The following is a 26,058-nucleotide window of genomic DNA, read 5'->3' on the forward strand; positions in this document are numbered from 1 at the left end:
AGTCTGCCCGTGGCGGAGCGCCGCTTGAGGCCGTCGCGCGCGCCCGACTGGCGCAACCTCGGCGTGGTGTTGCGCAGCGTGCTGCTGGTCAACGCTCTGGCGGCATTGGCGCTGTTGGCGCGCAACCGCAGCTGGGATGCGCTGCTGCTCGACGCCATGGAAATGGCGGCGCGGGTCGAACCGGCGCTGCTGATGTCGTTGCTGCTGCTGTATCTTGCGGCGCCGCTGTTCGCCCGCCTGCCGGTGCGCGCCGGCTGGGCGCTGGTGGCGCTGTGCGCGCTCGTCTGTACCCTTCTCGCCGAAGCCATGACCGGCTGGGCGATCGAGGACATGAAGGCCTGGCCCGTGCGCGAGGCTCTGTGGGCGCTGCTCGCGTCGGCCGCGGCGATGGTCTATTTCACCGTGCAGGAGCGCGCGCTCGGCCCGGCCATTGCGCAGGCGCGTCTGATGGCGCTGTCGGCGCGCATCCGGCCGCACTTCCTGTTCAACAGTCTGAATGCGGTGCTGGGCATCATGCGCGAGGACCCACGCCGGGCGGAGCGCGCGCTCGAAGAGTTGTCCGACCTGTTCCGCGTGCTGATGCGCGAAAACCGCGAACTGGTCACGCTGGGCGAGGAACTGGCGCTGTGCCACCAGTACATGGCGCTGGAAAAACTGCGACTGGGCGACCGGCTCGGCGTGCTGTGGCAGACCGACGGTTGCCCGCCGGACGCCCGCGTGCCGCCGCTCATGCTTCAGCCGCTGCTCGAGAACGCGGTCTATCACGGCGTCTAGCCGATGGCCGGCAATGGCGAAGTCAGGGTCAGCGTGACGCGCAGCGGCAACGAAGTGGTGGTCGAGATCGACAATCCCGCGCCGCCGCGTGACGGCAGCATCTCGGCGCACGGCGGCGGCAACCGCATGGCGCTGGACAATATCCGCGAGCGGCTGATGCTGTTCTTCGACCTCGAAGCGCAACTGGATGCCGGCGAGCAGGACGGTCTGTACCGGGTGCGCATCCGCTTTCCGTATCGGGCGGCGGCATGACCGACCGGCCAGCCGAACTGCGCGTGTTCATCGCCGACGACGAGGCGCCGGCCCGCCTGCGGCTGCGCGCCCTGTTGTCCGATATCGCACCCGAACTGCCCAATCGCGTGGTCGGCGAAGCCGCCAACGGACACGAGGCGCTGGACGCGCTGCAGGCGCTGCCGCCGCACGATGCCGCCGATCTGGCGCTGGTCGACATCCGCATGCCCGGCATGGATGGCATCGAACTGGCCGCGCACCTTGGCCGGCTGCCGGCGCCACCGACGCTGGTGTTCTGCACCGCTTACGACCAGTACGCGGTGCGCGCCTTCGAACTGAATGCGGTCGATTACCTGCTCAAGCCGGTGCGCGCCGCCCGCCTGCTCGATGCGCTGCGCCGCGTGCCGGGCCGGACGGTGCCGGCCGACGTCGTGCACAGCCTGTTGCCCGGCGGACGCCTGCACCTGTCGTGCAGCGAGCGCGGCCGCATCCTGCTGGTGCCGGTGCGCGACGTGCTGTATCTGCGCGCCGAACTCAAGTACGTCACCGCGCGTACCGCCGAACGCGAATACCTGCTGGAGGAACCGCTGGCTGCGCTGGAGCAGGAATTCGCCAGCCGATTCGTGCGCATCCACCGCAGCTGCCTGGTCGCGCGCGATGCCGTGGTCGGTTTCGAGCAGGTGCGCGACGGCACCGACGGCCACTGGGCAGTCGTGCTGAAAGGTCTGGAAGAGCGCCTCCCGGTCAGCCGCCGGCAGTGGGCGCAGGTCAAGGCGGAATTCGCGGAGACCGGGCGCGGGTAGCCGTTTCCGCGGGCGGCGAGCAGTAGGATTTTTGTGGGAGCGGTGATCCACTGCCGGCCCTGCATGACCGGCCGGCTCTGCGGGCAGCGAGCAGTGCTCGCCGAAACCCCCGCTCCGCCCTCGCCGCGATACGCACTTCGCACGATGACCATCGCGGCACGGATCGCGGCGAGGCCGCCGCTCCCACAGGGCCGGCTCCCACAGCACGCCCCGCAGCCTGCACTGGCCGATGCCCGAATACACCGCGTTTACACCCCGTCCCCGGATTTATAGACCGTCTTTTCACCGATGCGCCGACGATGCATCGCTGTTGGGTCATCGACGGAAAGGTGGACAGGATGGACGGGATGCTTGCCCTCTGCGCCGCACTCGCGGCCGGGTTGTTCGTGTATCTGCTGGTCGCGCTGTGGCGCGCGGAAGACTTCTGATGGCCGCGCCCATCACCCTGCAGATGGTGCTGCTGCTCGGCGGCTACCTTGCGCTCGTATGGGGTCTCGCTCAGCCCATGGGGCGCTGGCTCGCTGCGGTGGCAGACGGTGCGCCGACACGGCTGCGGCGGGTCGAGGCCGGCCTGTTCCGCCTGTGCGGGATCGATGCGACACGGGAACAGGGCTGGCGCGGCTATGCGCTGTCGCTGCTGCTGTTCAACGCGCTCGGGGTGGCGGCGGTGTATGCGCTGCAGCGACTGCAGGCCGTGCTGCCGCTGAACCCGCAGGCGCTGCCGGCAGTGGCGCCGGATTCGGCGCTCAACACCGCGATCAGTTTCGTCACCAATACCAACTGGCAGGGCTACGCCGGCGAAAGCACGATGAGCCACCTGACGCAGATGCTCGGGCTGGGGGTGCAGAATTTCCTGTCGGCGGCCACCGGCATCGCGGTGGCGTTCGCACTGATGCGCGCCTTTGCGCGCCAGGGAACGGGCACGCTGGGCAGCTTTCCGGTCGATGTCGTGCGCATCACCCTCTATGTATTGCTGCCGCTGTCGTTCGTGCTCGCGCTGGTGTTCGCCGGTCAGGGTGTGATCCAGAACTTTTCGCCCGACATCAGCGCGCGACTGATCGAGCCCTGGCTGCAGGCCGACGGCGGCACGCTGACGACGCAGACCCTGCCGATGGGCCCGGTCGCCTCGCAGGAGGCGATCAAGATGCTGGGCACCAATGGCGGCGGCTTCATGAATGCCAATTCGTCGCACCCGTTCGAAAACCCCACGCCATGGAGCAATCTGCTGCAGATGGTCGTGATCTTCCTGATCCCGGCCGGGCTGTGCGTGACATTCGGGCGGATGGTGGGTGACCGCCGTCAGGGCCACGCGCTGCTGGCGGCGATGACGCTGCTGTTCGTCATCGCGGTGCTCGGCATCATGGCATTCGAACAGTCGGGCAATCCGAAACTTGCCGCGCTGGGCGCCGATACCGCCGCGAGCGCGTTGCAGCCAGGCGGCAACATGGAAGGCAAGGAAGCGCGTTTCGGCATTGCCGCCAGCGCGCTGTTCGCCGCCATCACCACTGCCGCCTCGTGCGGCGCCGTCAATGCGATGCATGCGTCGCTGACACCGCTGGCCGGCGGCATCGCGATGCTGTTGATGCAGCTTGGCGAGGTGGTGTTCGGTGGCGTCGGTTCGGGGCTGTACGGCATGCTGCTGTTCGCCGTGCTGGCGGTGTTCATCGCCGCGCTGATGACCGGGCGTTCGCCGGAATATCTGGGCAAGAAGATCGAGCCGGCGGAAATGAAGCGGGTGTCGATTGCGTTGCTGGTCACGCCGCTGCTGGTGCTGATCGGTACGGCCCTCGCGGTGAGCACCGATGCCGGCCGCGCCGGCCTGCTCAACCCCGGCGGCGCCGGCTTCTCGGAAGCGCTGTACGCCTTCTCGTCGGCCGCCAACAACAATGGCAGCGCCTTCGCCGGCCTGTCGGCCAACACGCCTTTCTACAACACGGCGCTGGGCATCGCGATGGCGTTGGGGCGCTTCGCCGTCATCGTGCCGGTGCTCGCACTGGCGGGCGCGCTGGCCAACCGCAATCGCACGCCGCGCGACGCCGTCGATGGCAACGCCGCTGCGCTGCCGACGCACGGCCCGCTGTTCATCGTGCTGCTGGCGCTGACCGTGCTGCTGGTCGGCGCACTGACCTACCTGCCAGCGCTCGCGCTCGGCCCGGTGGTCGAACACCTCAACATGCTTCACTCGGGAAGAACGTTATGACGCCTGCGCTCCATCCTTCGCGCCCGGCCGCAAGCCTGCTCGATCCCGCGCTGCTGCGCGGCGCATTGCGCGACGCCTTCATCAAGCTCAACCCGGCGGCGCAGTGGCGCAACCCGGTCATGTTCCTGGTCTATGTCTGCGCCGCGTTGATCACTGCGCTGTGGCTGCAGGCGCTGTTCGGGCACGGCGAGGCGGCAACCTGGTTCATCGGCGCCAATGCGCTGTGGTTGTGGTTCACCGTGCTGTTCGCCAATTTCGCCGAGGCGATGGCCGAAGGCCGCAGCAAGGCGCAAGCCGCCAGCCTGCGCAGCCTGCAGAAGCGGGGCACGGCGAAGAAGCTGCGTGCGCCGCACCACGGCGAGCGCTGGGACGCCATCGATACGAGTGCGCTGCGCATCGGCGATGTGCTGCTGGTCGAGGCCGGCGACACCATGCCGTGCGACGGCGAGGTGATCGAAGGCGTCGCGTCGGTGGACGAAAGCGCCATCACCGGCGAATCGGCGCCGGTCATCCGCGAAGCCGGCGGCGACTTCTCCTCGGTCACCGGCGGCACGCGCGTGCTGTCGGACTGGATCGTCGTGCGCTGCACGGTCAATCCGGGCGAAAGCTTTCTCGACCGCATGATCGCCATGGTCGAAGGTGCGCAGCGACGCAAGACGCCGAACGAAGTCGCGCTGACCATCCTGCTGGTGACGCTGACGCTGGTGTTCCTGATGGCCACGGTCACCCTGCTGCCATTTTCGATGCACGCGGTCGAAGCGGCCGGGACGGGCGAGCCGGTCGGCATCACGGTGCTGGTCGCCCTGCTCGTGTGCCTGATCCCGACCACCATCGGTGGCCTGCTGTCGGCCATCGGCGTGGCCGGCATGAGCCGCATGCTCGGCGCCAACGTGATCGCGACCTCCGGCCGCGCGGTCGAGGCGGCCGGCGACGTCGACGTATTGCTGCTCGACAAGACCGGCACCATCACCCTGGGCAACCGCCAGGCGGCCGCCTTCCTGCCGGCACCGGGCGTGACCGAACAGGCGCTGGCCGACGCCGCGCAACTCGCCTCGCTGGCCGATGAAACGCCCGAAGGCCGCAGCATCGTCGTGCTTGCCAAGCAGACATTCGCGCTGCGCGAACGTCAGCTGCTGTCGCACGACGCGATCTTCGTGCCCTTTACTGCGCAGACCCGCATGAGCGGTGTGAACTGGGAAGGCCGGCAGATCCGCAAGGGTGCGGCCGAAGCGGTTCGCGTGCATGTCGAAGCGCAGGGCGGGCGCTTCGCGCCAGAACTGATGCGCATCGTCGAAGACGCCGCGCGCCGCGGCAGCACGCCGCTGGTGGTCAGCGACGGCGCGCACGCGCTGGGCGTGGTCGAGCTGAAGGACATCGTCAAGGGCGGCATCAAGGAGCGCTTCGCCGAGCTGCGGCGCATGGGCATCAAGACCGTGATGATCACCGGCGACAACCGGCTCACCGCCGCGGCCATCGGCGCCGAAGCGGGGGTCGATGACGTGCTGGCCGAGGCGACGCCGGAAGCCAAGCTCGCGCTGATCCGCCGCTACCAGGCCGAGGGGCGCATGGTGGCGATGACCGGCGACGGCACCAACGATGCGCCTGCGCTGGCCCAGGCCGACGTTGCCGTGGCGATGAACAGCGGCACGCAGGCGGCGAAGGAGGCCGGCAACATGGTCGACCTCGACAGCAATCCGACCAAGCTGATCGAGGTGGTGGAGATCGGCAAGCAGATGCTGATGACGCGCGGCGCGCTGACCACCTTCAGCATTTCGAACGATGTCGCCAAGTACTTCGCCATCCTGCCCGCCGCCTTCGCCGGCACCTACCCGCAGCTGGGTGCGCTCAACGTGATGGCGCTGGGCACCGGCAGCTCGGCCATCCTGTCGGCGGTCATCTTCAATGCACTGATCATCGTGGTGCTGATTCCGCTCGCGCTGCGCGGCGTCGCCTATCGTGCGCTCGGCGCGGGCGCGCTGCTGCGCCGCAACGCGCTGATCTACGGCCTGGGCGGACTCGTCGTGCCGTTCGCCGGCATCAAGCTGATCGATCTCGCGCTGAACGCGCTGCACCTTGCCTGAACGGAGCCCGACCATGCATGCCTTGCTCGCGCACTGCCGCACCGCGCTGTCCGTCTTCCTGCTGCTGAGCGTCATCACCGGACTGGTCTATCCGCTGGCTGTGACGCTGGCTGCGCAGTCGATGTTTGCATCGCAGACCCGCGGGTCGCTGATCCACGAACGTGTCGACGATGAGGGTAAAGTCAGCAGGGAAACCATCGTCGGCTCGTCGCTGATCGGCCAGCCTTTCGCGTCGCCCGGCCATTTCTGGTCGCGCCCGTCGGCCACCGCCTCCATGCCCTACAACGGCAGTGCTTCCGGCGGCAGCAATCTGGGCGCGAACAACCCGCAATTGCTGGATGCGGCACGCGCGCGCATCGCAGCGCTGCGCGCCGCCGATCCGGACAACCGGGCACCGGTGCCGGTGGATCTGGTGACCGCGTCGGCCAGCGGGCTGGACCCGGACATCAGTCTGGCGGCCGCCTTTTACCAGTCGGCCCGCGTGGCGCGCGCACGCGGCATCGAGATCACCGCCGTGCAGACGCTGATCGAGCAGCTGGCGCAGCGCCCCTGGCTGGGCATCGTCGGCGAGCCGCGGGTGAATGTGGTGGCGCTCAACCGCGCACTCGATGCGGAGCGCTGAATCATGGACGAGGACATCGCGTCCCTGGTGCTGCTCGTGCTTGCGCTGGTGTGCCCGCTGCTGCTGGCCTGGTGGCTGCTGGACGTCGACGCGCGGCCTCGCCGGCAGCACACCGCCGCCCCGTCCGATGAGCGTCCGCCGGCGCAGTAAAGTGCACGCATGACCGAAGAACCGGCACGCCCCGACCCCGACGCGCTGCTCGCCGCGACACAGGCCGCCGATGCCCGCGCGGCGCGCGGCCGGCTGAAGATTTTCTTCGGCGCCTCGGCCGGCGTCGGCAAGACCTGGGCCATGCTCAATGCGGCGCAGCGCCTGCGCGAACAGCAGGTCGATGTGGTGGTGGGCGTGATCGAAACCCATGGCCGCAGCGAAACCGCGCTGCAACTGCAGGGGTTGGAACAGCTGCCGCGGCGCCACGTGCCGCCGCAAGGCCGTTCATTGAGCGAAACGCGTCCGGGGGAGTTCGACCTCGACGCCGCGCTGGCACGCCGCCCTGCGGTGCTGCTGGTGGATGAACTGGCGCACAGCAACGCCGCCAGTTCGCGCCACCCCAAGCGCTGGCAGGACATCGACGAACTGCTCGATGCCGGCATCGACGTGTGGACCACGGTGAATGTGCAGCACATCGAAAGCCTGAACGACGTGGTCGGTGGCATCGCCGGCATCCGGGTGCGCGAGACGGTGCCCGATCACGTGTTCGACGAGGCCGCTGAAGTGGTGCTGGTCGACCTGCCGACCGAAGACCTGCTGCGCCGGTTGCGCGAGGGCAAGGTGTATCTGCCTGAACAGGCCGAGCGCGCGGTGCAGAATTTCTTCCGCCGAGGCAATCTGATGGCGCTGCGCGAGCTGGCCTTGCGTCGCACTGCCGAGCGGGTCGATGACGAGGTCCGCAGCTACCGGCGCGAGCATGTCAGCGCCGACCGGCGCACCGTGTGGCAGGTCAGCGATGCTCTGCTGGTGTGCGTCGGCCCCGACCCGGGAAGCGAACGGCTGGTACGCGCGGCCGCGCGCCGTGCCGCGCTCGGCGATGCGCCCTGGCACGCGATCCATGTCGAAACGCCGGCGCTGCAGCGTCTGCCCGAGGCGCGTCGACGCGCCATTCTGGGCGCACTGAAGTTGGCTGAATCGCTCGGCGCAACGACGGCCACGCTCAGTGCGCAGGACGCCGCAGCCGCAGCGGTGAGCTATGCGCGCGAGCACAATCTGGGCACGCTGGTGACCGGCCACACGCTGCGCGGCGGCGCCACCACGCTGTGGCGTCGCCTCACCGCACGGCGCCACTTCGGCGAGCGGGTGGCCCGGCGCGCGCCCGAGATCGAGTTCATGGTGATTGCGCTCGACCCTTCGTCGCAGGAGACTGTGCCGCCGCCGCCCGCCGGTGACGTACACGACGTACAGGCGCGCGCGCTCAGGCGGCGCGGCCATGCATGGGCCTTGGCGTCGAGTGCCGCCGTGTCCCTGCTCGCCACGCCGCTGCTGCCCTTCTTCGACCTCGCCAACATCGTCATGCTGTTCCTGCTGACGGTGGTCATCATCGCCGCGAAGTTCGGCCGCCGCGCTGCGCTCTCCGCGGCGTTGATCAACGTGCTGGCGTTCGATTTCTTTTTCGTGCCGCCGCGTTTCACCTTCTCTGTCAGTGACGCCCAGTACCTGATCACCTTCGCGGTCATGATGATCGTCGGCCTGATCATCGGTCAGCTCACGGCTTCGCTGCAGTATCAGGCGCGGGTGGCGCGCTATCGCGAAGAACGCGCGCGCAGCCTGTTCGAAATGGCGCGCGAGCTGGGCAAGGCACTCACGCTTGAACAGGTGACCGACATCGGGCGGCGCTACGTCGAGCACGCATTCCGCGGCCATGCGGCATTGCTGCTGCCGGATGCGGACAACCGCCTGGTGCTGGCTCAGGGCGATGACGAGGCGGGCTCAGCCGCGTCGCCGGGACACCCGCCCGACATCGGGCTGGCGCAGTGGGCGCACGATCACGGGGAGCCGGCCGGTCACGGCACGGACACGCTGCCCGGCAGCTCTACCCTCTATCTGCCGCTGCAGGCGCCGATGCGCACGCGCGGCGTGATTGCGGTCGAACCGGCCAACGCGCGGCTGCTGATGATTCCGGAACAGCGACAGCTGCTCGACACCTATGCCGCGCTGGTCGCCATCGCCATCGAACGGGTGCATTTCGTGACGGTTGCGCAGGACACGCTGGTATCGATGGAATCCGAACGCCTGCGCAATTCGCTGCTGGCTGCGCTGTCGCACGACCTGCGCACACCGCTGACCACGTTGATCGGGCAGGCGGAAAACCTGTCGGGCGCGCTGGCGCGCGACGGCTCACCACACGGTGCCAGTGCGCAGGCCATCGTCGAGCAGTCACGGCGCACGGCGCAGCTGGTGAGCAATCTGCTGGACATGGCCCGGCTGCAAGCCGGCACCGTAGCCCTGCGCCATGACTGGCAGTCGCTGGAAGAACTGGCCGGCAGTGCGATGCGCTCCATCGAGCGCGTGCTGGTGCAGCATCCGGTCAGCATCCGCCTGCCGGACGATCTGCCACTGCTCTATGGCGACGCGGTACTGCTCGAACGCGTGCTGGTCAATCTGCTGGAGAACGCGGCCAAATACACGCCGCCCGGCACTTCGATACAGCTGACGGCGTACGGCGCGCGCAATGCCGACGGTGACACGATGGTCATCGAAGTGGCGGACGACGGCCCGGGTCTGCCGCCCGGCGACCCCGACCGCCTGTTCCGGTCCTTCACGCGCGGCGATGCCGAATCGAGCACGCCGGGCGTCGGCCTCGGGCTGGCGATCTGCCGCGCCATCATGCGCGCGCACGGTGGCGATATCGAAGCGACCAACCGTCCGCCGCCGGCGCACGGTGCGGTGTTTCGCTGCACCCTTCCGCAGCGCGCCGCACCGGCGCAGCCCGACCCACCGGACTCCACCGCGGTATCGGATGCGGCACACTCCGGCCGATGAACGTCGTGCACACGCCGCCTGCCCGCATCCTGATCGTCGAGGACGACCCCGGCATCCGCCGCTTCGTGCGTCAGGCGCTGGAAGAAGAAGGCCACCAGGTGTTCGACACCGACCGCCTGCAGCGGGGTCTGATCGAGGCAGGCACGCGCAAGCCCGATCTGGTCGTGCTTGATCTCGGGCTGCCGGATGGCGATGGCATCGACCTGATCCGGGATCTGCGTGGCTGGAGTCGCATGCCGGTCATCGTGCTGTCGGCACGCGTCGGCGATACCGACAAGATCGCAGCGCTCGATGCCGGCGCCGACGACTATCTGGTCAAGCCGTTCTCGGTCGGCGAACTGATGGCGCGCGTGCGCGTGGCGCTGCGCCGCATGGCCCGCAGCGCGGAGGCGGCGGCACCGCTGCGTTTCGGCGATTTCCAGCTCGATCTGGCGCGTCGCCTGGTCACGCGCAGCGGCGAGCCGGTGCATCTCACACCGGTCGAGTACCGCCTGCTCGCCCAGCTCGCCGCTCACGAAGGACAGGTGCTGACGCATCGCCAGCTGCTGTGCGAGGTGTGGGGGCCGAACAGCGTCGAGCACGGGCACTACCTGCGCATCTACATGGGCCATCTGCGCCGCAAACTCGAGACCGATCCGGCACGACCGCAGCATCTGTTGACCGAAACCGGCGTGGGCTACCGCTTCATCGTCGATCCGCCGCAGGCCGGCGCACCTTCGTCGGGCTGATCACCGCTTCTGCGGAACGCGACTTCCGTGCAGGCGGAACAGCGCATGTGCTGTGGTCCGCCGGCCACCCGCATCGATCTACCCGCTGTTCCGGAGTGCCGCCGCCACGCCATTGATGGTCAGGTGGATCGACCGGCGCGTGCGTTCGTGGCGGTTGCCGCTGCGGAAACGGCGCAGCAGTTCCACCTGCAGGTGGTTCAGCGGCTCCATGTAGGGGAAGCGGTTGCGGATCGAGCGGGCGAGCAGCGGATTGGTGGACAGCAGTTCCGGCGCGCCGGTGATCTGGCTCACCGCCTCCAGCGTGGACTGCCATTCCGCGCGGATGCGCGAAAAGATCGCGGTGCGCAGCGCTTCGTCCTCGACCAGCTCGGCGTAACGGCTGGCGATCGCGATGTCGGTCTTCGACAGCACCATGTCGATATTGGAAATCAGTGTCGCGAAGAAGGGCCACTCGTGCACGATGGCCTGCAGCCGCGCCAGACCGTCGGCGTGCTTGGCGCGATATTCGTTCACTGCGGTGCCGAAGCCGTACCAGCCCGGCAGCATGAGGCGGCACTGTGACCACGAAAACACCCATGGAATCGCGCGCAGGTCCTCGATCTTCTGGCCTTTCTTGCGCGAGGCCGGGCGCGAGCCGATGTTCAGCTCGGCGATTTCCGAAATGACCGTCGACTCCCAGAAGTACTTCTCGAAGCCTTCGGTTTCATAGACGAGATTGCGGTAGGCCTTGAAGGCATAGCCGGACAGCTCTTCCATCGCGTCGGTGAATTCCGGTGGCGCATCGCCTTCGCGCTTGCCCAGCAGCGTCGCCTCGAAGGTGGCGGCGGCCAGCACTTCCAGGTTACGACGGCCAACATCGGGATTCGAATACTTCGACGCGATCACCTCGCCCTGTTCGGTGACGCGGATCTGGCCCTGCACCGCGCCGGCCGGCTGCGCGAGGATGGCCTGGAAGCTCGGGCCGCCACCCCGACCGACCGAACCGCCGCGGCCGTGGAACAGACGCAGCCGCACGCCGTGCCGCTTGAACACCTGCACCAACCGGGTTTCCGCCTTGTACAACTCCCAGCCCGAAGTCAGGAAGCCGCCGTCCTTGTTCGAATCTGAATAGCCCAGCATCACTTCCTGCGTCGTCGAGCGGGCATCGAGCAGCACGCGCCAGATCGGGATGGTGAAGATGCGGTCCATGACGCGCGGCGCATTGCGCAGGTCGCCGATGGTTTCGAACAGCGGAATGATGTTCATCGCGGCGCGCCGCTCATGCACGTTCAGCAGCCCGACTTCCTTCAGGATCAGCGCCACTTCCAGCATGTCCGACACGCCGTCGGCCTTGGAAATGATGTAGTTGGGCAGTGCTTCGGGACCGTACAGCGCGTGCATCTGCGCCGCCGTGCGGGCGATCGCCAGCTCACCTTCGGTTTCTTCCGAGAACTGCATGAAGCTCGAGGTCAGCGGCCGTGGCGTGCCCAGCTCGTTGATCAGGACTTCGATGCGCTGCTCTTCGCGCAGATCGAGGTAGTTGTTGCACACGTGCGCGTTGGCGAGCAATTCGGCGATCACGCGTTCATGCACATCCGAGTTCTGCCGCAGGTCGAGCGCGGCCAGATGAAAGCCGAACACGCGTGCCGCATGGCGCAGGCGGCGCAGCCGGCCGCGCGCGATCAGGCGCGACTTGTGGCCGATCAGCGAATCGTGGATCACGTCGAGATCGCGCACGAATTCTGCGGCGTTGCGATAGGGGTCGGCGTCGCCGACCGCCTTCCACAGCGCCTCATGCTGGTCGAGCGTGCGCGCGGTGGCGGCCAGCCGGGCGTAGATGCCGGCCAGCGCGCGCCGGTACAGCTCGTCCTCGCGGTGCGGCGACTTGTCCGGTGCGGTGGCGGCCAGCACGCGCAATTCGTCGCTGACATTGTTCAGCATCATCGTCGAACACAGGTCGGTATCGAGGATGTGCACCTGCGTCAGGTAATAGTCGAGCGCGCGGGCCGACTGCACGCGCAGCGTCGAGCGCAGCACGTCGGCGGTGACGAACGGATTGCCGTCGCGGTCGCCGCCGATCCACGAGCCCATGCGCAGGAAGCTGCCGATGACGCGCTTGTGCTCCGGAAAGGCCGCTTCGAGCTGGTCCTCGACCGCGTTGTAGACGCGCGGCAGTTCGCGCAGGAAGGTGTAGTCGTAGAAGGACAGACCGTTGATCACCTCGTCGGCGACCGACAGGCGCGTACGCCGCAACATGCGGGTCTGCCACAGCGAAGTGATGGTGCGGCGCACCGCTTCGTCGTGGTCGGCCAGTTCTTCAGGGGTCAGGCGGGTGCGGTCGCGCTCGTCGATCAGCCGGGCGATCTTCATTTCCTGGCTGAGGATGCTCTTGCGCTGCACCTCGGTCGGATGCGCGGTCAGCACCGGCACCACCAGCGCATCGCGGAAGAAGCCGAGAATTTCTTCCGCCGGCACCTTGGCGTCGAGCGCCTTGCCCAGCGCGTTGGCGAGCGTGCCGGGCCGCGGTGCGTCGCCGGCGATGGCGTGCGCCCGGGCGCGCCGGATGTGGTGCTGGTCCTCGGCGATATTGGCCAGATGCAGGAAGTAGCTGAAGGCGCGCACCACGATGATGGTGTCGTCGTCGCTCAATCCGTTCAGCAGCTTGGCCAGTTCTGCGCGCGCTTCGAGGTCGTCATCCCGGCGGAAGCGCACGCACAGCTGGCGCACGTTCTCGATGATTTCGAACATCCGGCTGCCTTCCTGTTCGCGTACCACGTCGCCCAGCATGCGGCCGAGCAGGCGGATGTCGTCGAACAGCGGCTGGTCCTTGTCGTGTGCGGCGCGTTCGTGCGTCGCAACGGGCGTCTGGGCCTGTTGATTCACGTGCAATCCTTCCAGAAGATCGGTCAGGTCGGGAACGACGCCGCCGGCCTGCATTGGCAGGGCAGTGCGTTCCATTCAGGGCTGCTAGAATCCGAGGCCGTTTCGCGCGCTGTCTGCAGGAGCCGGTGGGGCTCCTGATTACGCTGGCGCGCGGTGTGTTCACCTCACGCCCCTTATCCCTCATGGACTACCCGGCCGGCCTGGAGAACGTGATTTCGGATCTGTCGAATCCCGTCCCGCAGCATGAAACCCAAGCTTACCCGAAGCCCGCGCGCATCGTGATCGCGTCACGCGAATCGCGGCTCGCGATGTGGCAGGCGGAACACGTGCGTGACAGATTGTCCGCCCTGTACCCCGGCACCCAGGTCGACATACTCGGCATGACCACCCGCGGCGACCAGATTCTCGACCGTCCGCTGGCCAAGGTCGGCGGCAAGGGACTGTTCGTCAAGGAGCTCGAAGCCGCGCTGCTCGAAGGTCGCGCCGACCTGGCGGTGCATTCGATGAAGGACGTGCCGATGACGCTGGCCGACGAATTCGCGCTGGTGGCCACGCTGGAGCGCGAAACGCCTCAGGACGCCTTCGTGTCGTCGCGCTATGCCAATCTCGACGAATTGCCGCCGGGCGCGGTGGTCGGTACCTCCAGCCTGCGCCGCGAAGCGCAGCTGCGTGCCCACTTTCCTTACCTCGCGGTGACCAGCCTGCGCGGCAATCTCGATACCCGGCTGCGCAAGCTCGACGAAGGCCAGTACGACGCGATCATCCTGGCGGCCGCCGGGCTGAAGCGGCTCGGCCTCGGTGATCGCATCCGCGCAACCATTCCGGTCGAACTGTCGCTGCCGGCCGCCGGGCAGGGCGCGCTCGGCATCGAAGCGCTGTCCTCGCGACCAGAGGTGGCCGCCTGGCTGGCACCGCTGGTGTGCGGGCCGTCGCAGGCCTGTGTGCGCGCCGAACGGTCGGTGTCGCGCGCACTGGCCGGTTCCTGCGAAGTGCCGCTGGCCGCCTATTGTGTGGTCGATGGTGGTGCGCTGTGGCTGCGCGCCCGGGTCGCCTTGCCGGATGGCACGCGCATCGCGGCCGCCGAAGTGCGCGGCAACATCGCCCAGCCGGACGAACTGGCGGCCGAATGCGTGGCACTGCTGCGTGCCGACGGTGCGCAGGACATCCTCGACGCCCTGGACACTCGATGACCGGGGCAGGCCGCGCGCTGGCCGGACGCGGTGTGCTGGTCACCCGCCCACGCGCCCAGGCGGCTGCGCTGGGCGAGTCGATCCGCGCAGCCGGCGGTGAGCCGCTGCTGCTGCCGCTGATCGACATCGAGTCGCTGGACGACAAGCAGGCGGTGGCCGACGCTGCCGGCCGGCTCGACACGCTCGCGCTGGCCATCTTCGTCAGCGCGAACGCCGTGGCGCATGCGCTGGATGTCATGCTGCCACTGCGCCCGTGGCCGCCGGATCTCGCGGCAGCCACCGTTGGCGAGCAGTCGGCGCAGGCGCTGCGAGCGCGCGGCATACCGCGGGTCATCGTGCCGCATGGCCGCTCCGACTCCGAAGCGCTGCTGGCGTTGCCGGAGCTGTCGGCCGCCGCACTGTCGGGCCGCCAGGTACTGATCTTCCGCGGCGACGGCGGTCGCGAGCTGCTCGGCGACACGCTGCGTGAACGCGGTGCATCGGTTGACCACGTCACCTGTTACCGTCGACGTGCGCCGACCGAAGGCGCCGCCATGCTGCACGAGGCGGTGATGGCCGGCCGGCTGCATGCGCTGACCCTCACCTCGTCCGAATCGGTGCGCAATCTGCGTGCGCTCGCGACGCCGGATTGTTTCGCGCGGCTGAGTGGCTTGCCGCTGTTCGTGCCGCATGCGCGCATCGCCGAACAGGCCGCGGAACAGGGTTTCACGCGGGTGATCGAAACGGCCGCCAGCGACGCCGGCCTGATGGCCGGTCTGACCGACTATTTTTCGCAGTACGCCTCCACCGAATCGACATGACCGACCCGTCCCCGAATTCCGCAGTACCGATGCCCCCCGCAGCGAGCCCGGGCCGGACCGACGTCCCGCCCGCGGCCGCGCCCGAAACCCGTCTGCCAGGCTGGCTGCTGCCGGTGGTCGTGTTCGTGCTGATCGTGTTCGGGCTGCTCAGTTTCTTCATGGTGCAGCGCATGCGCGTGCTCGAAGCGGAATTGAACAAGCGGGTGGCGGCAGTCGGCGCCCAGGCGGTTGAAGCGAGCCGAGCGAACGAGCAGGGCGCCGAGGGGATGGTCAGCCACAGCGAGCGACTGAGCAGTCAGGAAGTGCAGTTGTCCGAACTGCGCGCGCGCATCGACGCCTACGAGTTTCTGGCAGACGACCTCGTACGTACCTATGACGAGCGCGCGCTGGCCGAGGTCGAGCATGCGCTGGTGCTTGGTCAGCAGCAGCTGCAGCTGGCCGGCGACGCCAAACTGGCGCTCAAGGCACTGTCCAGCGCCGAAGCCCAGCTGGCGCGAACCGATACTGGCCGCTATCTGCCGCTGCGGCGCGCCATGGCCAATGACATGGAACGCCTGCGCCGCGCACCGATGGCCGATCTGGCCGGGCAGGCGCTGCGCATCGACACCTTGCTGGCGGCCATCGACACGCTGCCGCTGGCGTTCGAGCGTTCGCCGTCGGAAACGCCTGCGATTTCTGCCACGCCGGCCCCCGACACGACCTTCGTCGAACGCCTGCTGCAGGACATCTGGGGTGAATTCCGTCAGCTGGTGCGGATCGAGCGGCTGGATCGCCCGGATCCGGTGCTGCTGGCGCCCTCGCACAGCTTTTTCCTGCGCGAGAACCTGAAACTTCGCCTGGTCAATGCGCGCATCGCGCTGCTGCAGCGCAATGGTGCGATCTGGCGGGAAGACATCCGGCTGGCCGGCGAGTGGGTGGAGCGCTACTTCGACACCCGCGCGCGCGCCACCGAAAACGCATTGACCACATTGCGCCAGCTCGGCATGGTGGATCCCGGCGAAGCGCTGCCCGACCTGAACGAATCGATGAGTGCGCTGGCGCAGCTGAAAGCCAGTCGCCAGCGCCTGCCGGTCGTGCGCGAGGGGGCGAACTGATGGTGCGCCTGCTGCTCTGGCTGCTCGGCCTGTGCGTGCTGGCGGTCGGCCTGGTGATCGCGGCGCGCGAGAACGACGGCTTCGTGCTGCTGCAGTGGTCGCCCTGGCGCATCGAACTGTCGCTGAATTTCTTCATCGTCGTGCTGTTGCTGGGCGTGGCCGCGCTGTACAGCCTGTTCCATTTCGTCGATGGCCTGCTGCGCATGCCGGCGCGCGCGCGCCGCTACCGCCTGCGTCAGCGCCGTCAGCGCGCGGTCACCGCGCTGCGCGATTCGGCGCGGCTGTACTTCGAAGGCCGGTACGGTCAGGCGCAGCGCAGTGCCCGGGTGGCGGTCGAAGGCGGCGAGTCACCCGGACTGGCGGCCTTGATCGGTGCTCGCGCGGCGCATGAAATGCGCGAGTCAGACCAGGTCGACGACTGGCTGGCCCAGGCGGCGCAGGATGACGATCTGCGCACCGCGCGCCTGATGACCGAAGCAGGCATCCTGACCGACCGACGCGATTTCGCCGATGCCCTCACCCGGATCGACGCGCTGCAGTCCGGCGGGCAGCGCCATGTGGCGGCGCTGCGACTGGCGATGCGCGCGCGCCGCGGGCTGGGCGACTGGGTCGGCCTGCTGCGGGTGGTACGCCTGCTGCAGAAGCATCGTGCGCTGACGCCGGAGCAGGCCGCACCGGTGCGCCGACAGGCGCACATGGGTGCGCTGCGTGACGCCGATCCGTCCGATCTTGACGCCTACTGGCGCGATTTGCCGGCGCTCGAGCGGGAAGATGCACAGGTGGTACGTGCCATGTGCGAAGCACTGATCGCCGATGGTCAGCAAACGCAGGCGCGCAAGCTGATCGAGGCGCAGCTCGACCGCGAATGGGATTCCGCGCTGGTCGTGCTGTACGCCGAAACGGATGGCAGCGATGTACAGGCCCGAATCGGTCGCGCCGAAGCCTGGTTGCGCGTGCATCCGGGGGACGCCGGCCTGTTGCTGGCGCTGGGCCGCCTTTGCCGCACGCAGCAGCTGTGGGGCAAGGCACAGAGCTATCTCGAAGCGGCCCTGGCCGTGCAGCCGACGCGTGGCGTGCATGTCGAACTGGCGCTGCTGCACGAACACCTCGACCGCGGCGAGGATGCACGCAGTCATTTCCGCTCGGCCGCGCTGATGGGTTGAACCGTCATGCCATCTGGCATGATTCGGTCATTCCGCTTCTTGCCCATCCATCATGAACAACCCGTTCGAACACGCCCCGGCCGATGCGGCCGGCGGCAATCCCTTCATCGCGGACGCGCCGGCGCTGCAGCGCGAGCCGATCACGTTTTCCGGACGCGGAAGCGAATACTTCGGCATCTGGATCGTCAATCTGGTGCTGACGCTGCTCACGCTCGGCATCTATTCGGCCTGGGCCAAGGTCAGGCGGCTGCAGTATTTCTACCGCCACACGACACTCGGCGGTGCGGCCTTCGATTACCACGGCGATCCGCGCGCCATCCTCAAGGGCCGCGTCATTGGCTTCATGCTGCTGCTGGCCTACAACGTGTCGTTCCAGTTTTCCCTCATCGCCGGCATCGCGGTGGCGGTTGCGCTGGCGGCGGTCATGCCGGTGCTGCTGATGCGTTCGCTGCGCTTCCGGGCGCACTACTCCAGCTGGCGCGGCCTCCGTTTCGGGTTCGACGGCAGCACCGGCGGCGCCTATTCGGTATTCCTGAAGTGGCCCATCTTCAGCGTGCTGACGCTGTATCTGCTGGGACCGATGTGGCACCAGCGCATGAAGGCCTACCAGTTCAATCACGCGCGCTTCGGCAGTGCACGCTTCGCCATCGATGCGCCGGTCGGCGCCTATTACCGCATCTATGGCGCGGCGATCGCGGTGGTGCTCCTCGGCATGGCGGCCATCGGTGCGCTGCTCGGATCGCTGGCGGATGGCAATCCGGCGGTGTTCGCGCTGGCGCCGCTGCTGTTCATCCTGCTTTTGCTGTTCGTCCAGCCTTATCTGTCGGCACGCCTGCAGAATCTGGTCTGGAACCACATGAAACTTGACGGTCACCGTTTCGAATCGACGGTCAGTGCGCGCCGGCTGTACGTGATCATGCTGACCAACCTGATCGGCGTGGTGTGCACGCTGGGCCTTTTCCTGCCGTTCGCGGCTATCCGCCTGGCGCGCTACCGGCTGCAGAGCGTCACGATGCTGTGCGCCGGCCCGCTCGATGACTTCATCGCCGGCCAGGCGCAGGACGCCGCCGCGACCGGCGAGGAGGCGGCAGACCTGTTCGATGTCGACATCGCCCTCTGATCCGGTGACCGGCGTCGCCGCGCGGTATTTCGACGGCCGCAGCGCGCGGGCGCATGCCGTCACGCTGAGCGTGAGTGATGGCGTACTGCATGTTGCAGGCGGCGAGGTCGCGCGCAGCGAGCCCCTGGCTGCGCTGCGCGTGTCCGAGCCGATGGGCGATGCCGCACGCCTGATCAGCTTTGCCGACGGTGCCCACCTGGAAGTGCGCGACCATGCCGCACTGGCGCGTGTGCTCGCGGCCTCCGGCCATCGTGATGCGGCGGTCGTGCGCTGGGCGTTCGAGCCGCGCATGGTGGTGATCATGCTGTCGGCCTTGCTGCTGTCGGTCTGGCTCATCATGCAGTACGGATTGCCCTGGGCGGCCCGTGCCACCGCGCCGCTGGTGCCCGACCGTGCGATGGCCGCGCTGTCGGAACGCACACTTGAATGGCTGGACCAGGCGCTGACTCGCCCGACGACCTTGCCATCGGCACGCCAGCAGGCGCTGCGCGAGGCGCTCTCGTCGGTGGCGTCGATCGATGGTCAGCCCATCCCGCACACGTTGCTGTTCCGCAGCGGGGGGCAACTGGGCGCGAACGCCTTTGCGTTGCCCGACGGTACGCTCATCGTTACCGACGAACTGGTTGCGCTGGCCGGGGCTGACGCACCGGTGCTGGCTGTGCTGACGCACGAGTTGGGGCATGTGCATCAGCGCCACGGCGTACGCATGTTATTGCAGGGCTCGGCGACCGCACTGTTCATGGCCTGGTATCTGGGCGACATCAGCAGTCTGCTGGCCACCGCTCCGACGGCGCTGGTACAGGCGGGCTATTCGCGCGACATGGAACGCGAGGCCGACGACTTTGCCGTGAAGCTGCTGCGTACCCGCGGACAGTCCCCCGAACTGCTGGCCGGCATGCTGGAGAAGCTGGCCGCCGCGCATGGCGAGGGCCCGGCGAGACGTTCCGGGCCGATGGGCTGGTTGTCCAGCCATCCGGATACCGCCGAACGCATCGCGCGGCTGCGCAGCGAGGACTTCATCATCCATTGACCCTGATCAAAGTAGGGTTTCCGGCTTCGCGGATACTGCATCCAACACATGCAGTTTCAATTCCCCGGAGCAGAAAATGAAGGCAATCAAGTGGATGGGCGTGGCAGCACTGGCAGCAGTGGCAGGTGTCGCACAGGCGGCTGAAGAGGGCGATTGGATGGTGCGCGTGCGTGCGCTGCACATGAACGTCGACAACGGCAATTCCGGCGGTCTCGGCCTGCCGATCGACGTCGAAGCGGAAAACAAGACCTTTCCGGAAGTCGACATCACCTATTTCTTCACGCCGAACATCGCGGCCGAACTGATTCTGACGTATCCGCAGAAGCACGACGTCGAACTCGGCGGCACCGGCATCGGTTCGGTCAAGCATCTGCCGCCGACGCTGACGCTGCAATATCACTTCAACCCGACTGGAACCCTCCGTCCTTACGTCGGCCTGGGCGCGAACTACACGCGCTTCTCCAGCGTTGATCTGGATGCAGGCACGGTACTCGGCGGCAGCGTGCCGCTGCGTATCGACCGCAGCAGCTTCGGCTTCGCGGCGCAGATCGGCGTGGATTACCAGATCGCGCCGAAGTGGTTCCTGAATCTCGACGTGAAGTACGTGACCATCGATACCGACATCTTCGTCAAGGCGAACGGTGCCAAGGTAACCAAGCTGGACATCGACCCCATCCTGGTCGGCGTCGGTGTCGGTTACCGGTTCTGAGCAGCAAGGCCTGACCGCCTGCCCGGGGCCACAAGCTCCGGGCCGGGCGGGCGGGTCCAGGGTCAACAGACCCTGAAGAGTTCTTCCTGTGGTCCCGGTTCGGGCGCCTTTGAGGTGCCCGTTTTTTTTGCGTGTTGGACGCGAAGGGCCGGGGAGGCAGACCTGTGGGGAGCGTTGAAAGCCGCGAACGGGCGCATGATCCGCTTTCACAGCGATCGCGTCGCGCATCCGCCGGAAGCGGCGCTTGCCGAATTTGCTTGTTAAACGGAGGCTGGCTTTGAACAGCCAGCCCGTTCGGCAGGCGCAGCGCATGCGCTGCGAAACCCCTGCCTCACCCCGGCTACACCCATTCCCTGGGGGGCAGGAAGTCGGTGTAGAGCTTTGCTTCCGGCGAGCCCGGTTCCGGGTGCCAGTCGTAGCGCCACTTCACGATCGGCGGCATCGACATCAGGATGGATTCGGTGCGGCCGCCCGACTGCAGTCCGAACAGCGTGCCGCGGTCGAATACGAGGTTGAATTCGACATAGCGGCCGCGCCGGTAGGCCTGGAAGTCGCGTTCGCGTTCGCCGTAGGGCACATCGCGGCGGCGCTCGACGATGGGCAGATAGGCGGCGAGGAAGGCGTCGCCGACCGCTTGCGTCACACCCCAGCCGTGGTCGAAGCTGACTTCGCCTTCGGCACCGAGGTCATCGAAGAATACGCCGCCGATGCCGCGCGCTTCCTTGCGGTGCTTCAGAAGGAAGTACTCATCGCACCATTTCTTGTAGCGCGCGTGGGTGTCGGCGCCGAACGGGGCCAGTGCGTCGCGGCAGGTGCGGTGGAAGTGCGTGGCGTCTTCTTCGAAACCATAGTAGGGCGTGAGGTCCATGCCGCCGCCGAACCACGACACCGCATCGCCGGATGGCGGCTGCGCAGTGAAGAAGCGCACGTTCAGGTGCACCGTCGGAATGTAGGGGTTGCGCGGGTGCAACACCAGCGACACGCCCATCGCCTCGAACGAGGCGCCGGCCAGTTCCGGCCGGTTGGCCGAGGCCGACGGCGGCAGGTTGGGCCCGCGCACATGCGAAAAATTGCAGCCGCCGCGCTCGAATACATTGCCTTCTTCGACCAGTCGCGTGCGACCGTCGCCCTGCAGACGCTCTTCCGGGCCACGGATCCAGCCGTCGGTGATGAAGGGCTTGCCGTCCGCCGCCTGCAGACCGTCGATGATGCGGTCCTGCAGACCGAGCAGCCAGCTGCGTACCATCTCTGCGCGCGCGCTCATCGCCGTGCCGCCCGGTAGCCGATGTCGCGGCGGAACTGCATGCCGGCGAACTGCACCTTGTCGCACAGCAGGTAGGCGGCACGCTGCGCCTGCTTTACCGTGTCGCCCAGCGCGGTCACGCACAGCACACGCCCGCCGGCGGTCACGACCTGACCGTCCTGCGCCGACGTGCCTGCGTGGAAGACATGGCTTTCCGTCGTGTCCGGCGGCAATCCGCTGATGGCGTCACCCTTGCGCGGCGCATCCGGGTAGCCGGCGGAGGCCATGACCACGCCGAGGGCGACCCGGCGGTCCCAGTCCGTATGCGCTTCGGACAGGCGGTTTTCCAGCGCCGCTTCCATCAGGTCGACCAGATCGGTCTTCAGTCGCATCATGATGGGCTGGGTTTCCGGGTCGCCCATGCGACAGTTGAATTCAAGCACCTTGACGTCTCCATCCGGTGAAATCATCAGGCCGGCATACAGGAAGCCGGTGAAAGGCAGTCCATCGAGCGCCATGCCGGTCAATACCGGCTGGATCACCTCGCGCATCACGCGGGCATGGATTTCCGGCGTGACCACCGGTGCCGGCGAATAGGCACCCATGCCGCCGGTGTTCGGGCCGGCATCGCCGTCGAGCAGACGCTTGTGGTCCTGGCTGGTGGCCAGCGGCAGCGCGGTCACGCCATCGCACATGGCGATGAAGCTCGCTTCTTCGCCCTGCAGGAATTCCTCGATCACGACGCGCGACCGGCCGCTCTCGTTGTCGGCGAGCATCATGCCGATGGCGCCGTGCGCCTCGGTCAGCGTCATGGCCACCACCACGCCCTTGCCGGCGGCAAGCCCGTCGGCCTTGATGACGATGGGTGCGCCCATTGCATCGACATAGGCGTGCGCAGCGGCTGCATCGGTGAAGGTTTCGTAGCGCGCCGTGGGAATGTCGGCGCGGACCATGAACTGCTTGGCGAAGTCTTTCGAGCTTTCAAGCTGTGCCGCCTTGCGGGTCGGACCGAAGATCTTCAGGCCGCGTACCCGGAAACAATCGACCACACCGGCGGCCAGCGCCGCTTCCGGGCCGACCACAGTGAAGGCGATGTTTTCACCTTCGACGAAGTTGATCAGTTCGGTGAAATCGGTGATCGGCAGATTTTCCAGACCGGGTTCGAGCGCCGTGCCGGCGTTGCCGGGCGCGACATAGACCTTCTGAACACGCGGACTTTGCGACAGCTTCCAGGCTATCGCGTGTTCGCGTCCGCCTGAACCGATGACCAGCAGCTTCATGATGAATCCTTGAAAAACCGTTCATGCCGGCTGTCAGCCGTGCGGGCTTGTGGCCCGGTCCGGCTGCCGTCCGGAAAATCAGTGCCTGAAGTGTCGCGTGCCGGTGAATACCATGGCCAGGCCGTGTTCGTTCGCCGCCGCGATCACCTCTTCGTCGCGCATGCTGCCGCCGGGCTGGATGATGGCCTTTGCACCGGCTTCGGCCAGTACGTCCACGCCGTCGCGGAACGGGAAGAAGGCGTCAGATGCCACCACCGAACCGGCGATCGTCAGGCCGGCATTCTCCGCCTTGATGCGGGCGATGCGTGTCGAATCAACGCGGCTCATCTGTCCGGCGCCGACACCGACGGTCGCCCCGTCGCGGCAATACACGATGGCATTGGACTTCACGTACATCGCCACGCGCCACGCGAAGGTGAGGTCGGCCATTTCGGTGCCGGTCGGCGCACGCTGCGTGACCACCTTCAGCCGGCCTTCGAGTGATTCCGGTTCGTCGGCGGTCTGGATCAACAGACCGGAGCCCACGCGCTTCGCGTCGTGAGAATTGCGGCCGCGCGCCCAGGCGCTTGCGCCCTTCGGATCAACGCCGTCGAGTGCAATCTCGAGCACGCGCACATTGGCCTTGGCCGCCAGCACCGCCAGCGCGGCCGGTTCGAATGCGGGGGCCATCAGCACTTCGACGAACTGGCCGCTGACCGCTTCGGCGGTCGCCGCATCGACCGGACGGTTGAACGCGATGATGCCGCCGAAAGCCGACGTCGGATCGGTGGCGAGCGCCTTGCGGTAGGCCTCCAGCGTGCGGGTGCCCAGTGCCACACCACAGGGGTTGGCATGCTTGACGATGACGCAGGCGCCGGTTTCGAAGCTCTTGACGCATTCCCATGCCGCATCGCTGTCGGCGATGTTGTTGTACGACAGTTCCTTGCCCTGCAGCTGCTTCGCACTGACCAGCGAGCCGGGCGCCGGGTACAGGTCGCGGTAGAAGGCCGCGCGCTGGTGCGGGTTTTCGCCGTAGCGCAGGTCCTGCACCTTGACGAAGCGGCCATTGGACTGCGCCGGAAACTCGGCGCGCGTGCCGTCGGCGTTCAGCGAAGACAGGTAGTCGCTGATCGCCGCGTCGTAATTCGAAATGCGGTTGAACGCCGCCACCGACAGGGCGAACAGCGTGGCTTCGGACAGCGTGCCCGAGGTGCGCAGCTCTTCGAGCACGCAGGGGTACTGTCCGGCATCGGTCAGCACGCCGACACCGCGCCAGTTCTTGGCAGCCGAACGCACCATGGCCGGGCCGCCGATGTCGATGTTCTCGATCGCGTCCTCGAGCGTGCAGCCGGGCTTGGCGACCGTCGCCTCGAACGGGTAGAGATTCACCACCAGCAGGTCGATGACCGGAATGTCGTGTTCGGCCAGCGCCTGCATGTGCGCGTCGACCTCGCGTCGCGCCAGCAGGCCGCCGTGGATGCGCGGATGCAGCGTCTTGACGCGACCGTCGAGCATTTCCGGAAAGCCGGTGTGCTCGGCCACTTCGGTCACCTTCAGACCGGCTTTCGCCAGCAGCGCGGCTGTGCCGCCGGTGGACAGCAACTCGACGCCGAGCCCGGTCAGGGCGGTGGCGAATTCAACGATGCCGGTCTTGTCGGACACGCTGATCAATGCACGCTGTATCTTCATGCGCTTTTCCAGGGGAGGGTTGGAGGGCGGTGCGGGATGGGACGGAGAGGAATGGACGGGCTAGATCATGCCGTGATCGTTCAGCTTGCGCCGCAGGGTGTTGCGGTTCATGCCCAGCATGTCGGCAGCGCGCGTCTGGTTGCCTTCGGCTTCGCGCATCACCACCTCGAGCATCGGTCGCTCCATCTGTCTGAGCACCATGTCATAGATACCGCTTGCGGCCTCGCCATCCAGATCCTGGAAGTAGCGTTCCAGCGAATGGCGGATGCACTCGGCAATATCACTCCGTCCGCTCATGGCGGCATCTCCCTGATGGTCCGGCCTGCTCCGTCGCCCTGCTAAGCGATCAGGCGGCCAGTTCCTGCGCGTGTTCGTCCAGTGCACCCGGCTCGTAGGCCAGACGATGGTTGTCGGCCGCCATGCGGCCGAAGAATTCGTCGATTGCCGCCAGTTGCCGGTCGGTGCCTTCGAGCTGGTTCATCGCGTGGCGGAAGGCGGCTGACCCGATGAGCCCCTTGGTGTACCAGGAGATGTGCTTGCGGGCGATGCGCACGCCCGACTCGATGCCATAGAAATCGTAGAGATCTTCGATGTGCTCGCGGCACACGCGATGGATTTCCGACACTTCGGGCGGCGCCAGCAGCTCGCCGGTGGCCAGGAAGTGTTCGATCTCGCGGAAGATCCATGGCCGACCCTGCGCGGCGCGGCCGACCATCACGCCGTCGGCGCCGCTGATGGAGAGCACGTCGCGCGCCTTCTGCGGCGTCGTGATGTCGCCATTGGCGATCACCGGAATCTTCACCGCGGCCTTGACCGCGCGGATGGTGTCGTACTCGGCCTGGCCGGTGTATTGGTCGGCACGCGTGCGGCCATGGATGGCCAGCGCGCGGATGCCGCACTGTTCGGCCACGCGCGCCAGCATCGGGGCGTTCCTGTTGTCGCGGTTCCAGCCGGTGCGCATTTTCAGCGTGACCGGGGTGTCCGGCACTGCCCGCACGACGGCTTCGAGAATGCGCTCGACCAGCGGCTCGTCCTGCATGAGCGCCGAGCCGGCCATCACGTTGCAGATCTTCTTGGCCGGGCAGCCCATGTTGATGTCGATGATCTGGGCACCGCGATCGACGTTGTGGCGCGCGGCGTCAGCCATCATTTTCGGGTCGGCGCCGGCGATCTGCACCGAAATCGGCGCCACTTCGCCGTCGTGGTTCGCGCGGCGCTGCGTCTTCGCGCTGCCGTACAGCAGCGAATTCGACGTGACCATTTCGGACACGGCCAGCCCTGCGCCCAGCTTTTTGCACAGCTGGCGGAAAGGGCGGTCGGTCACGCCGGCCATGGGCGCGACGAACAGGTTGTTTCGCAGGTTGAAGCCAACGAAGTGCATGGGGTGCGGGGGCATTGCAGACGAACAGGGGCGCGATTCTAACCCGATGCGCGGCCAGGGCGAAGCGTGTCCGTCACGCAAATGCGGTCGAAATTTCTGTCGG

Annotated in this window: 23 protein-coding genes; 17 read left to right on the forward strand and 6 right to left on the reverse strand. The window is 67.3% G+C overall.

Annotation, left to right across the window (positions count from 1 at the left end; translation table 11 throughout):
* The first annotated feature begins 24 nt into the window (after positions 1–24).
* The 10 genes from ACTIFF_RS02035 (at position 25) to kdpE (ending at position 10,415) form a co-directional block, all read left to right on the forward strand.
* A complete protein-coding gene (locus ACTIFF_RS02035) occupies positions 25–774 on the forward strand; it encodes a sensor histidine kinase (RefSeq protein ID WP_439535310.1) in 750 nt (249 codons plus the stop codon).
* A 3-nt stretch (positions 775–777) separates the two neighbouring features.
* Complete coding sequence (locus tag ACTIFF_RS02040) at positions 778–1,026, forward strand: sensor histidine kinase (protein ID WP_439535311.1); 249 nt, start codon at positions 778–780, stop codon at positions 1,024–1,026.
* Positions 1,023–1,808, forward strand: a complete 786-nt coding sequence (locus ACTIFF_RS02045) for a LytR/AlgR family response regulator transcription factor (protein WP_439535312.1) — start codon at positions 1,023–1,025, stop codon at positions 1,806–1,808. Before ACTIFF_RS02040 ends, ACTIFF_RS02045 begins: the two co-directional genes overlap by 4 nt.
* Positions 1,809–2,146: 338 nt before the next feature.
* Positions 2,147–2,236: a K(+)-transporting ATPase subunit F gene (gene kdpF / locus ACTIFF_RS02050; RefSeq protein ID WP_306477567.1), complete on the forward strand. Its 90-nt coding sequence runs from the start codon at positions 2,147–2,149 to the stop codon at positions 2,234–2,236.
* The gene (kdpA, locus tag ACTIFF_RS02055; protein ID WP_439535313.1) at positions 2,236–4,008 is read left to right on the forward strand and encodes a potassium-transporting ATPase subunit KdpA; all 1,773 of its coding nucleotides are present in this window, start codon (positions 2,236–2,238) and stop codon (positions 4,006–4,008) included. The genes kdpF and kdpA overlap by 1 nt, the downstream gene beginning before the upstream one ends.
* The gene (kdpB, locus tag ACTIFF_RS02060; RefSeq protein ID WP_439535314.1) at positions 4,005–6,089 is read left to right on the forward strand and encodes a potassium-transporting ATPase subunit KdpB; all 2,085 of its coding nucleotides are present in this window, start codon (positions 4,005–4,007) and stop codon (positions 6,087–6,089) included. The genes kdpA and kdpB overlap by 4 nt, the downstream gene beginning before the upstream one ends.
* Before the next feature lie 13 nt (positions 6,090–6,102).
* Positions 6,103–6,711, forward strand: coding sequence for a potassium-transporting ATPase subunit KdpC (gene kdpC / locus ACTIFF_RS02065; protein ID WP_439535315.1), 609 nt, complete (start codon positions 6,103–6,105; stop codon positions 6,709–6,711).
* A 3-nt stretch (positions 6,712–6,714) separates the two neighbouring features.
* Positions 6,715–6,861 (forward strand): hypothetical protein, encoded by a 147-nt coding sequence (locus tag ACTIFF_RS02070; RefSeq protein ID WP_439535316.1) that lies wholly within the window; start codon positions 6,715–6,717, stop codon positions 6,859–6,861.
* Between the two features lie 9 nt (positions 6,862–6,870).
* A complete protein-coding gene (kdpD, locus tag ACTIFF_RS02075) occupies positions 6,871–9,687 on the forward strand; it encodes a two-component system sensor histidine kinase KdpD (RefSeq protein WP_439535317.1) in 2,817 nt (938 codons plus the stop codon).
* On the forward strand, positions 9,684–10,415 hold the full coding sequence (kdpE, locus tag ACTIFF_RS02080; RefSeq protein WP_439535318.1) for a two-component system response regulator KdpE: 732 nt from the start codon (positions 9,684–9,686) through the stop codon (positions 10,413–10,415). Before kdpD ends, kdpE begins: the two co-directional genes overlap by 4 nt.
* 78 nt (positions 10,416–10,493) lie before the next feature.
* Here kdpE and ppc read toward each other — a convergent pair whose 3' ends face one another.
* Positions 10,494–13,277, reverse strand: coding sequence for a phosphoenolpyruvate carboxylase (gene ppc, locus ACTIFF_RS02085; RefSeq protein ID WP_439535369.1), 2,784 nt, complete (start codon positions 13,275–13,277; stop codon positions 10,494–10,496).
* A gap of 182 nt (positions 13,278–13,459) precedes the next feature.
* Between ppc and hemC the strand changes: the two genes are divergently transcribed.
* The 7 genes from hemC (at position 13,460) to ACTIFF_RS02120 (ending at position 20,383) form a co-directional block, all read left to right on the forward strand.
* The gene (gene hemC / locus ACTIFF_RS02090) at positions 13,460–14,467 is read left to right on the forward strand and encodes a hydroxymethylbilane synthase (RefSeq protein WP_439535370.1); all 1,008 of its coding nucleotides are present in this window, start codon (positions 13,460–13,462) and stop codon (positions 14,465–14,467) included.
* Positions 14,464–15,267 (forward strand): uroporphyrinogen-III synthase, encoded by an 804-nt coding sequence (locus tag ACTIFF_RS02095; protein WP_439535319.1) that lies wholly within the window; start codon positions 14,464–14,466, stop codon positions 15,265–15,267. Before hemC ends, ACTIFF_RS02095 begins: the two co-directional genes overlap by 4 nt.
* Before the next feature lie 29 nt (positions 15,268–15,296).
* Entirely contained in the window at positions 15,297–16,361 is a 1,065-nt protein-coding gene (locus tag ACTIFF_RS02100; protein WP_439535320.1) for a uroporphyrinogen-III C-methyltransferase, read from the forward strand.
* Positions 16,361–17,524 carry a heme biosynthesis HemY N-terminal domain-containing protein gene (locus ACTIFF_RS02105; protein WP_439535321.1) on the forward strand — a complete coding sequence of 388 codons (1,164 nt, stop codon included), beginning with the start codon at positions 16,361–16,363 and terminating at the stop codon, positions 17,522–17,524. Before ACTIFF_RS02100 ends, ACTIFF_RS02105 begins: the two co-directional genes overlap by 1 nt.
* Positions 17,525–17,576: 52 nt before the next feature.
* Positions 17,577–18,644 (forward strand): YjgN family protein, encoded by a 1,068-nt coding sequence (locus tag ACTIFF_RS02110; protein ID WP_439535322.1) that lies wholly within the window; start codon positions 17,577–17,579, stop codon positions 18,642–18,644.
* Positions 18,625–19,674, forward strand: coding sequence for a M48 family metallopeptidase (locus ACTIFF_RS02115; protein ID WP_439535323.1), 1,050 nt, complete (start codon positions 18,625–18,627; stop codon positions 19,672–19,674). The genes ACTIFF_RS02110 and ACTIFF_RS02115 overlap by 20 nt, the downstream gene beginning before the upstream one ends.
* A gap of 76 nt (positions 19,675–19,750) precedes the next feature.
* Complete coding sequence (locus ACTIFF_RS02120) at positions 19,751–20,383, forward strand: OmpW/AlkL family protein (protein ID WP_439535324.1); 633 nt, start codon at positions 19,751–19,753, stop codon at positions 20,381–20,383.
* Between the two features lie 340 nt (positions 20,384–20,723).
* Here the strand turns inward: ACTIFF_RS02120 and hemF are convergent, their stop codons facing one another.
* The 5 genes from hemF to dusB all read right to left on the reverse strand — a co-directional run bounded on the left by hemF (position 20,724) and on the right by dusB (position 25,955).
* The gene (gene hemF, locus ACTIFF_RS02125) at positions 20,724–21,647 is read right to left on the reverse strand and encodes an oxygen-dependent coproporphyrinogen oxidase (protein WP_439535325.1); all 924 of its coding nucleotides are present in this window, start codon (positions 21,645–21,647) and stop codon (positions 20,724–20,726) included.
* Positions 21,644–22,906: a phosphoribosylamine--glycine ligase gene (purD, locus tag ACTIFF_RS02130; RefSeq protein ID WP_439535326.1), complete on the reverse strand. Its 1,263-nt coding sequence runs from the start codon at positions 22,904–22,906 to the stop codon at positions 21,644–21,646. Before purD ends, hemF begins: the two co-directional genes overlap by 4 nt.
* 78 nt (positions 22,907–22,984) lie before the next feature.
* A complete protein-coding gene (gene purH / locus ACTIFF_RS02135) occupies positions 22,985–24,574 on the reverse strand; it encodes a bifunctional phosphoribosylaminoimidazolecarboxamide formyltransferase/IMP cyclohydrolase (RefSeq protein ID WP_439535327.1) in 1,590 nt (529 codons plus the stop codon).
* Between the two features lie 60 nt (positions 24,575–24,634).
* On the reverse strand, positions 24,635–24,871 hold the full coding sequence (locus tag ACTIFF_RS02140) for a helix-turn-helix domain-containing protein (protein ID WP_257082114.1): 237 nt from the start codon (positions 24,869–24,871) through the stop codon (positions 24,635–24,637).
* 49 nt (positions 24,872–24,920) lie between these two features.
* Complete coding sequence (gene dusB, locus ACTIFF_RS02145; protein ID WP_439535371.1) at positions 24,921–25,955, reverse strand: tRNA dihydrouridine synthase DusB; 1,035 nt, start codon at positions 25,953–25,955, stop codon at positions 24,921–24,923.
* Positions 25,956–26,058 lie beyond the last annotated feature (103 nt).

The sequence above is a fragment of the Methyloversatilis sp. genome (assembly GCF_051861465.1).
Lineage (GTDB): Bacteria > Pseudomonadota > Gammaproteobacteria > Burkholderiales > Rhodocyclaceae > Methyloversatilis.

Coding starts and splice junctions, on each gene's coding strand:
- purD (WP_439535326.1), bottom strand. CDS start 22,906: ATGAAGCTGCTGGTCATCGGTTCAGGCGGACGCGAACACGCGATAGCC.
- ACTIFF_RS02040 (WP_439535311.1), top strand. CDS start 778: ATGGCCGGCAATGGCGAAGTCAGGGTCAGCGTGACGCGCAGCGGCAAC.
- kdpE (WP_439535318.1), top strand. CDS start 9,684: ATGAACGTCGTGCACACGCCGCCTGCCCGCATCCTGATCGTCGAGGAC.
- ACTIFF_RS02140 (WP_257082114.1), bottom strand. CDS start 24,871: ATGAGCGGACGGAGTGATATTGCCGAGTGCATCCGCCATTCGCTGGAA.
- kdpB (WP_439535314.1), top strand. CDS start 4,005: ATGACGCCTGCGCTCCATCCTTCGCGCCCGGCCGCAAGCCTGCTCGAT.
- ACTIFF_RS02105 (WP_439535321.1), top strand. CDS start 16,361: ATGGTGCGCCTGCTGCTCTGGCTGCTCGGCCTGTGCGTGCTGGCGGTC.
- ACTIFF_RS02120 (WP_439535324.1), top strand. CDS start 19,751: ATGAAGGCAATCAAGTGGATGGGCGTGGCAGCACTGGCAGCAGTGGCA.
- purH (WP_439535327.1), bottom strand. CDS start 24,574: ATGAAGATACAGCGTGCATTGATCAGCGTGTCCGACAAGACCGGCATC.
- ACTIFF_RS02100 (WP_439535320.1), top strand. CDS start 15,297: ATGCCCCCCGCAGCGAGCCCGGGCCGGACCGACGTCCCGCCCGCGGCC.
- ACTIFF_RS02095 (WP_439535319.1), top strand. CDS start 14,464: ATGACCGGGGCAGGCCGCGCGCTGGCCGGACGCGGTGTGCTGGTCACC.
- ACTIFF_RS02110 (WP_439535322.1), top strand. CDS start 17,577: ATGAACAACCCGTTCGAACACGCCCCGGCCGATGCGGCCGGCGGCAAT.
- hemF (WP_439535325.1), bottom strand. CDS start 21,647: ATGAGCGCGCGCGCAGAGATGGTACGCAGCTGGCTGCTCGGTCTGCAG.
- ACTIFF_RS02115 (WP_439535323.1), top strand. CDS start 18,625: ATGTCGACATCGCCCTCTGATCCGGTGACCGGCGTCGCCGCGCGGTAT.
- ACTIFF_RS02070 (WP_439535316.1), top strand. CDS start 6,715: ATGGACGAGGACATCGCGTCCCTGGTGCTGCTCGTGCTTGCGCTGGTG.
- ACTIFF_RS02045 (WP_439535312.1), top strand. CDS start 1,023: ATGACCGACCGGCCAGCCGAACTGCGCGTGTTCATCGCCGACGACGAG.
- kdpF (WP_306477567.1), top strand. CDS start 2,147: ATGGACGGGATGCTTGCCCTCTGCGCCGCACTCGCGGCCGGGTTGTTC.
- dusB (WP_439535371.1), bottom strand. CDS start 25,955: ATGCACTTCGTTGGCTTCAACCTGCGAAACAACCTGTTCGTCGCGCCC.
- kdpD (WP_439535317.1), top strand. CDS start 6,871: ATGACCGAAGAACCGGCACGCCCCGACCCCGACGCGCTGCTCGCCGCG.
- hemC (WP_439535370.1), top strand. CDS start 13,460: ATGGACTACCCGGCCGGCCTGGAGAACGTGATTTCGGATCTGTCGAAT.
- kdpA (WP_439535313.1), top strand. CDS start 2,236: ATGGCCGCGCCCATCACCCTGCAGATGGTGCTGCTGCTCGGCGGCTAC.
- kdpC (WP_439535315.1), top strand. CDS start 6,103: ATGCATGCCTTGCTCGCGCACTGCCGCACCGCGCTGTCCGTCTTCCTG.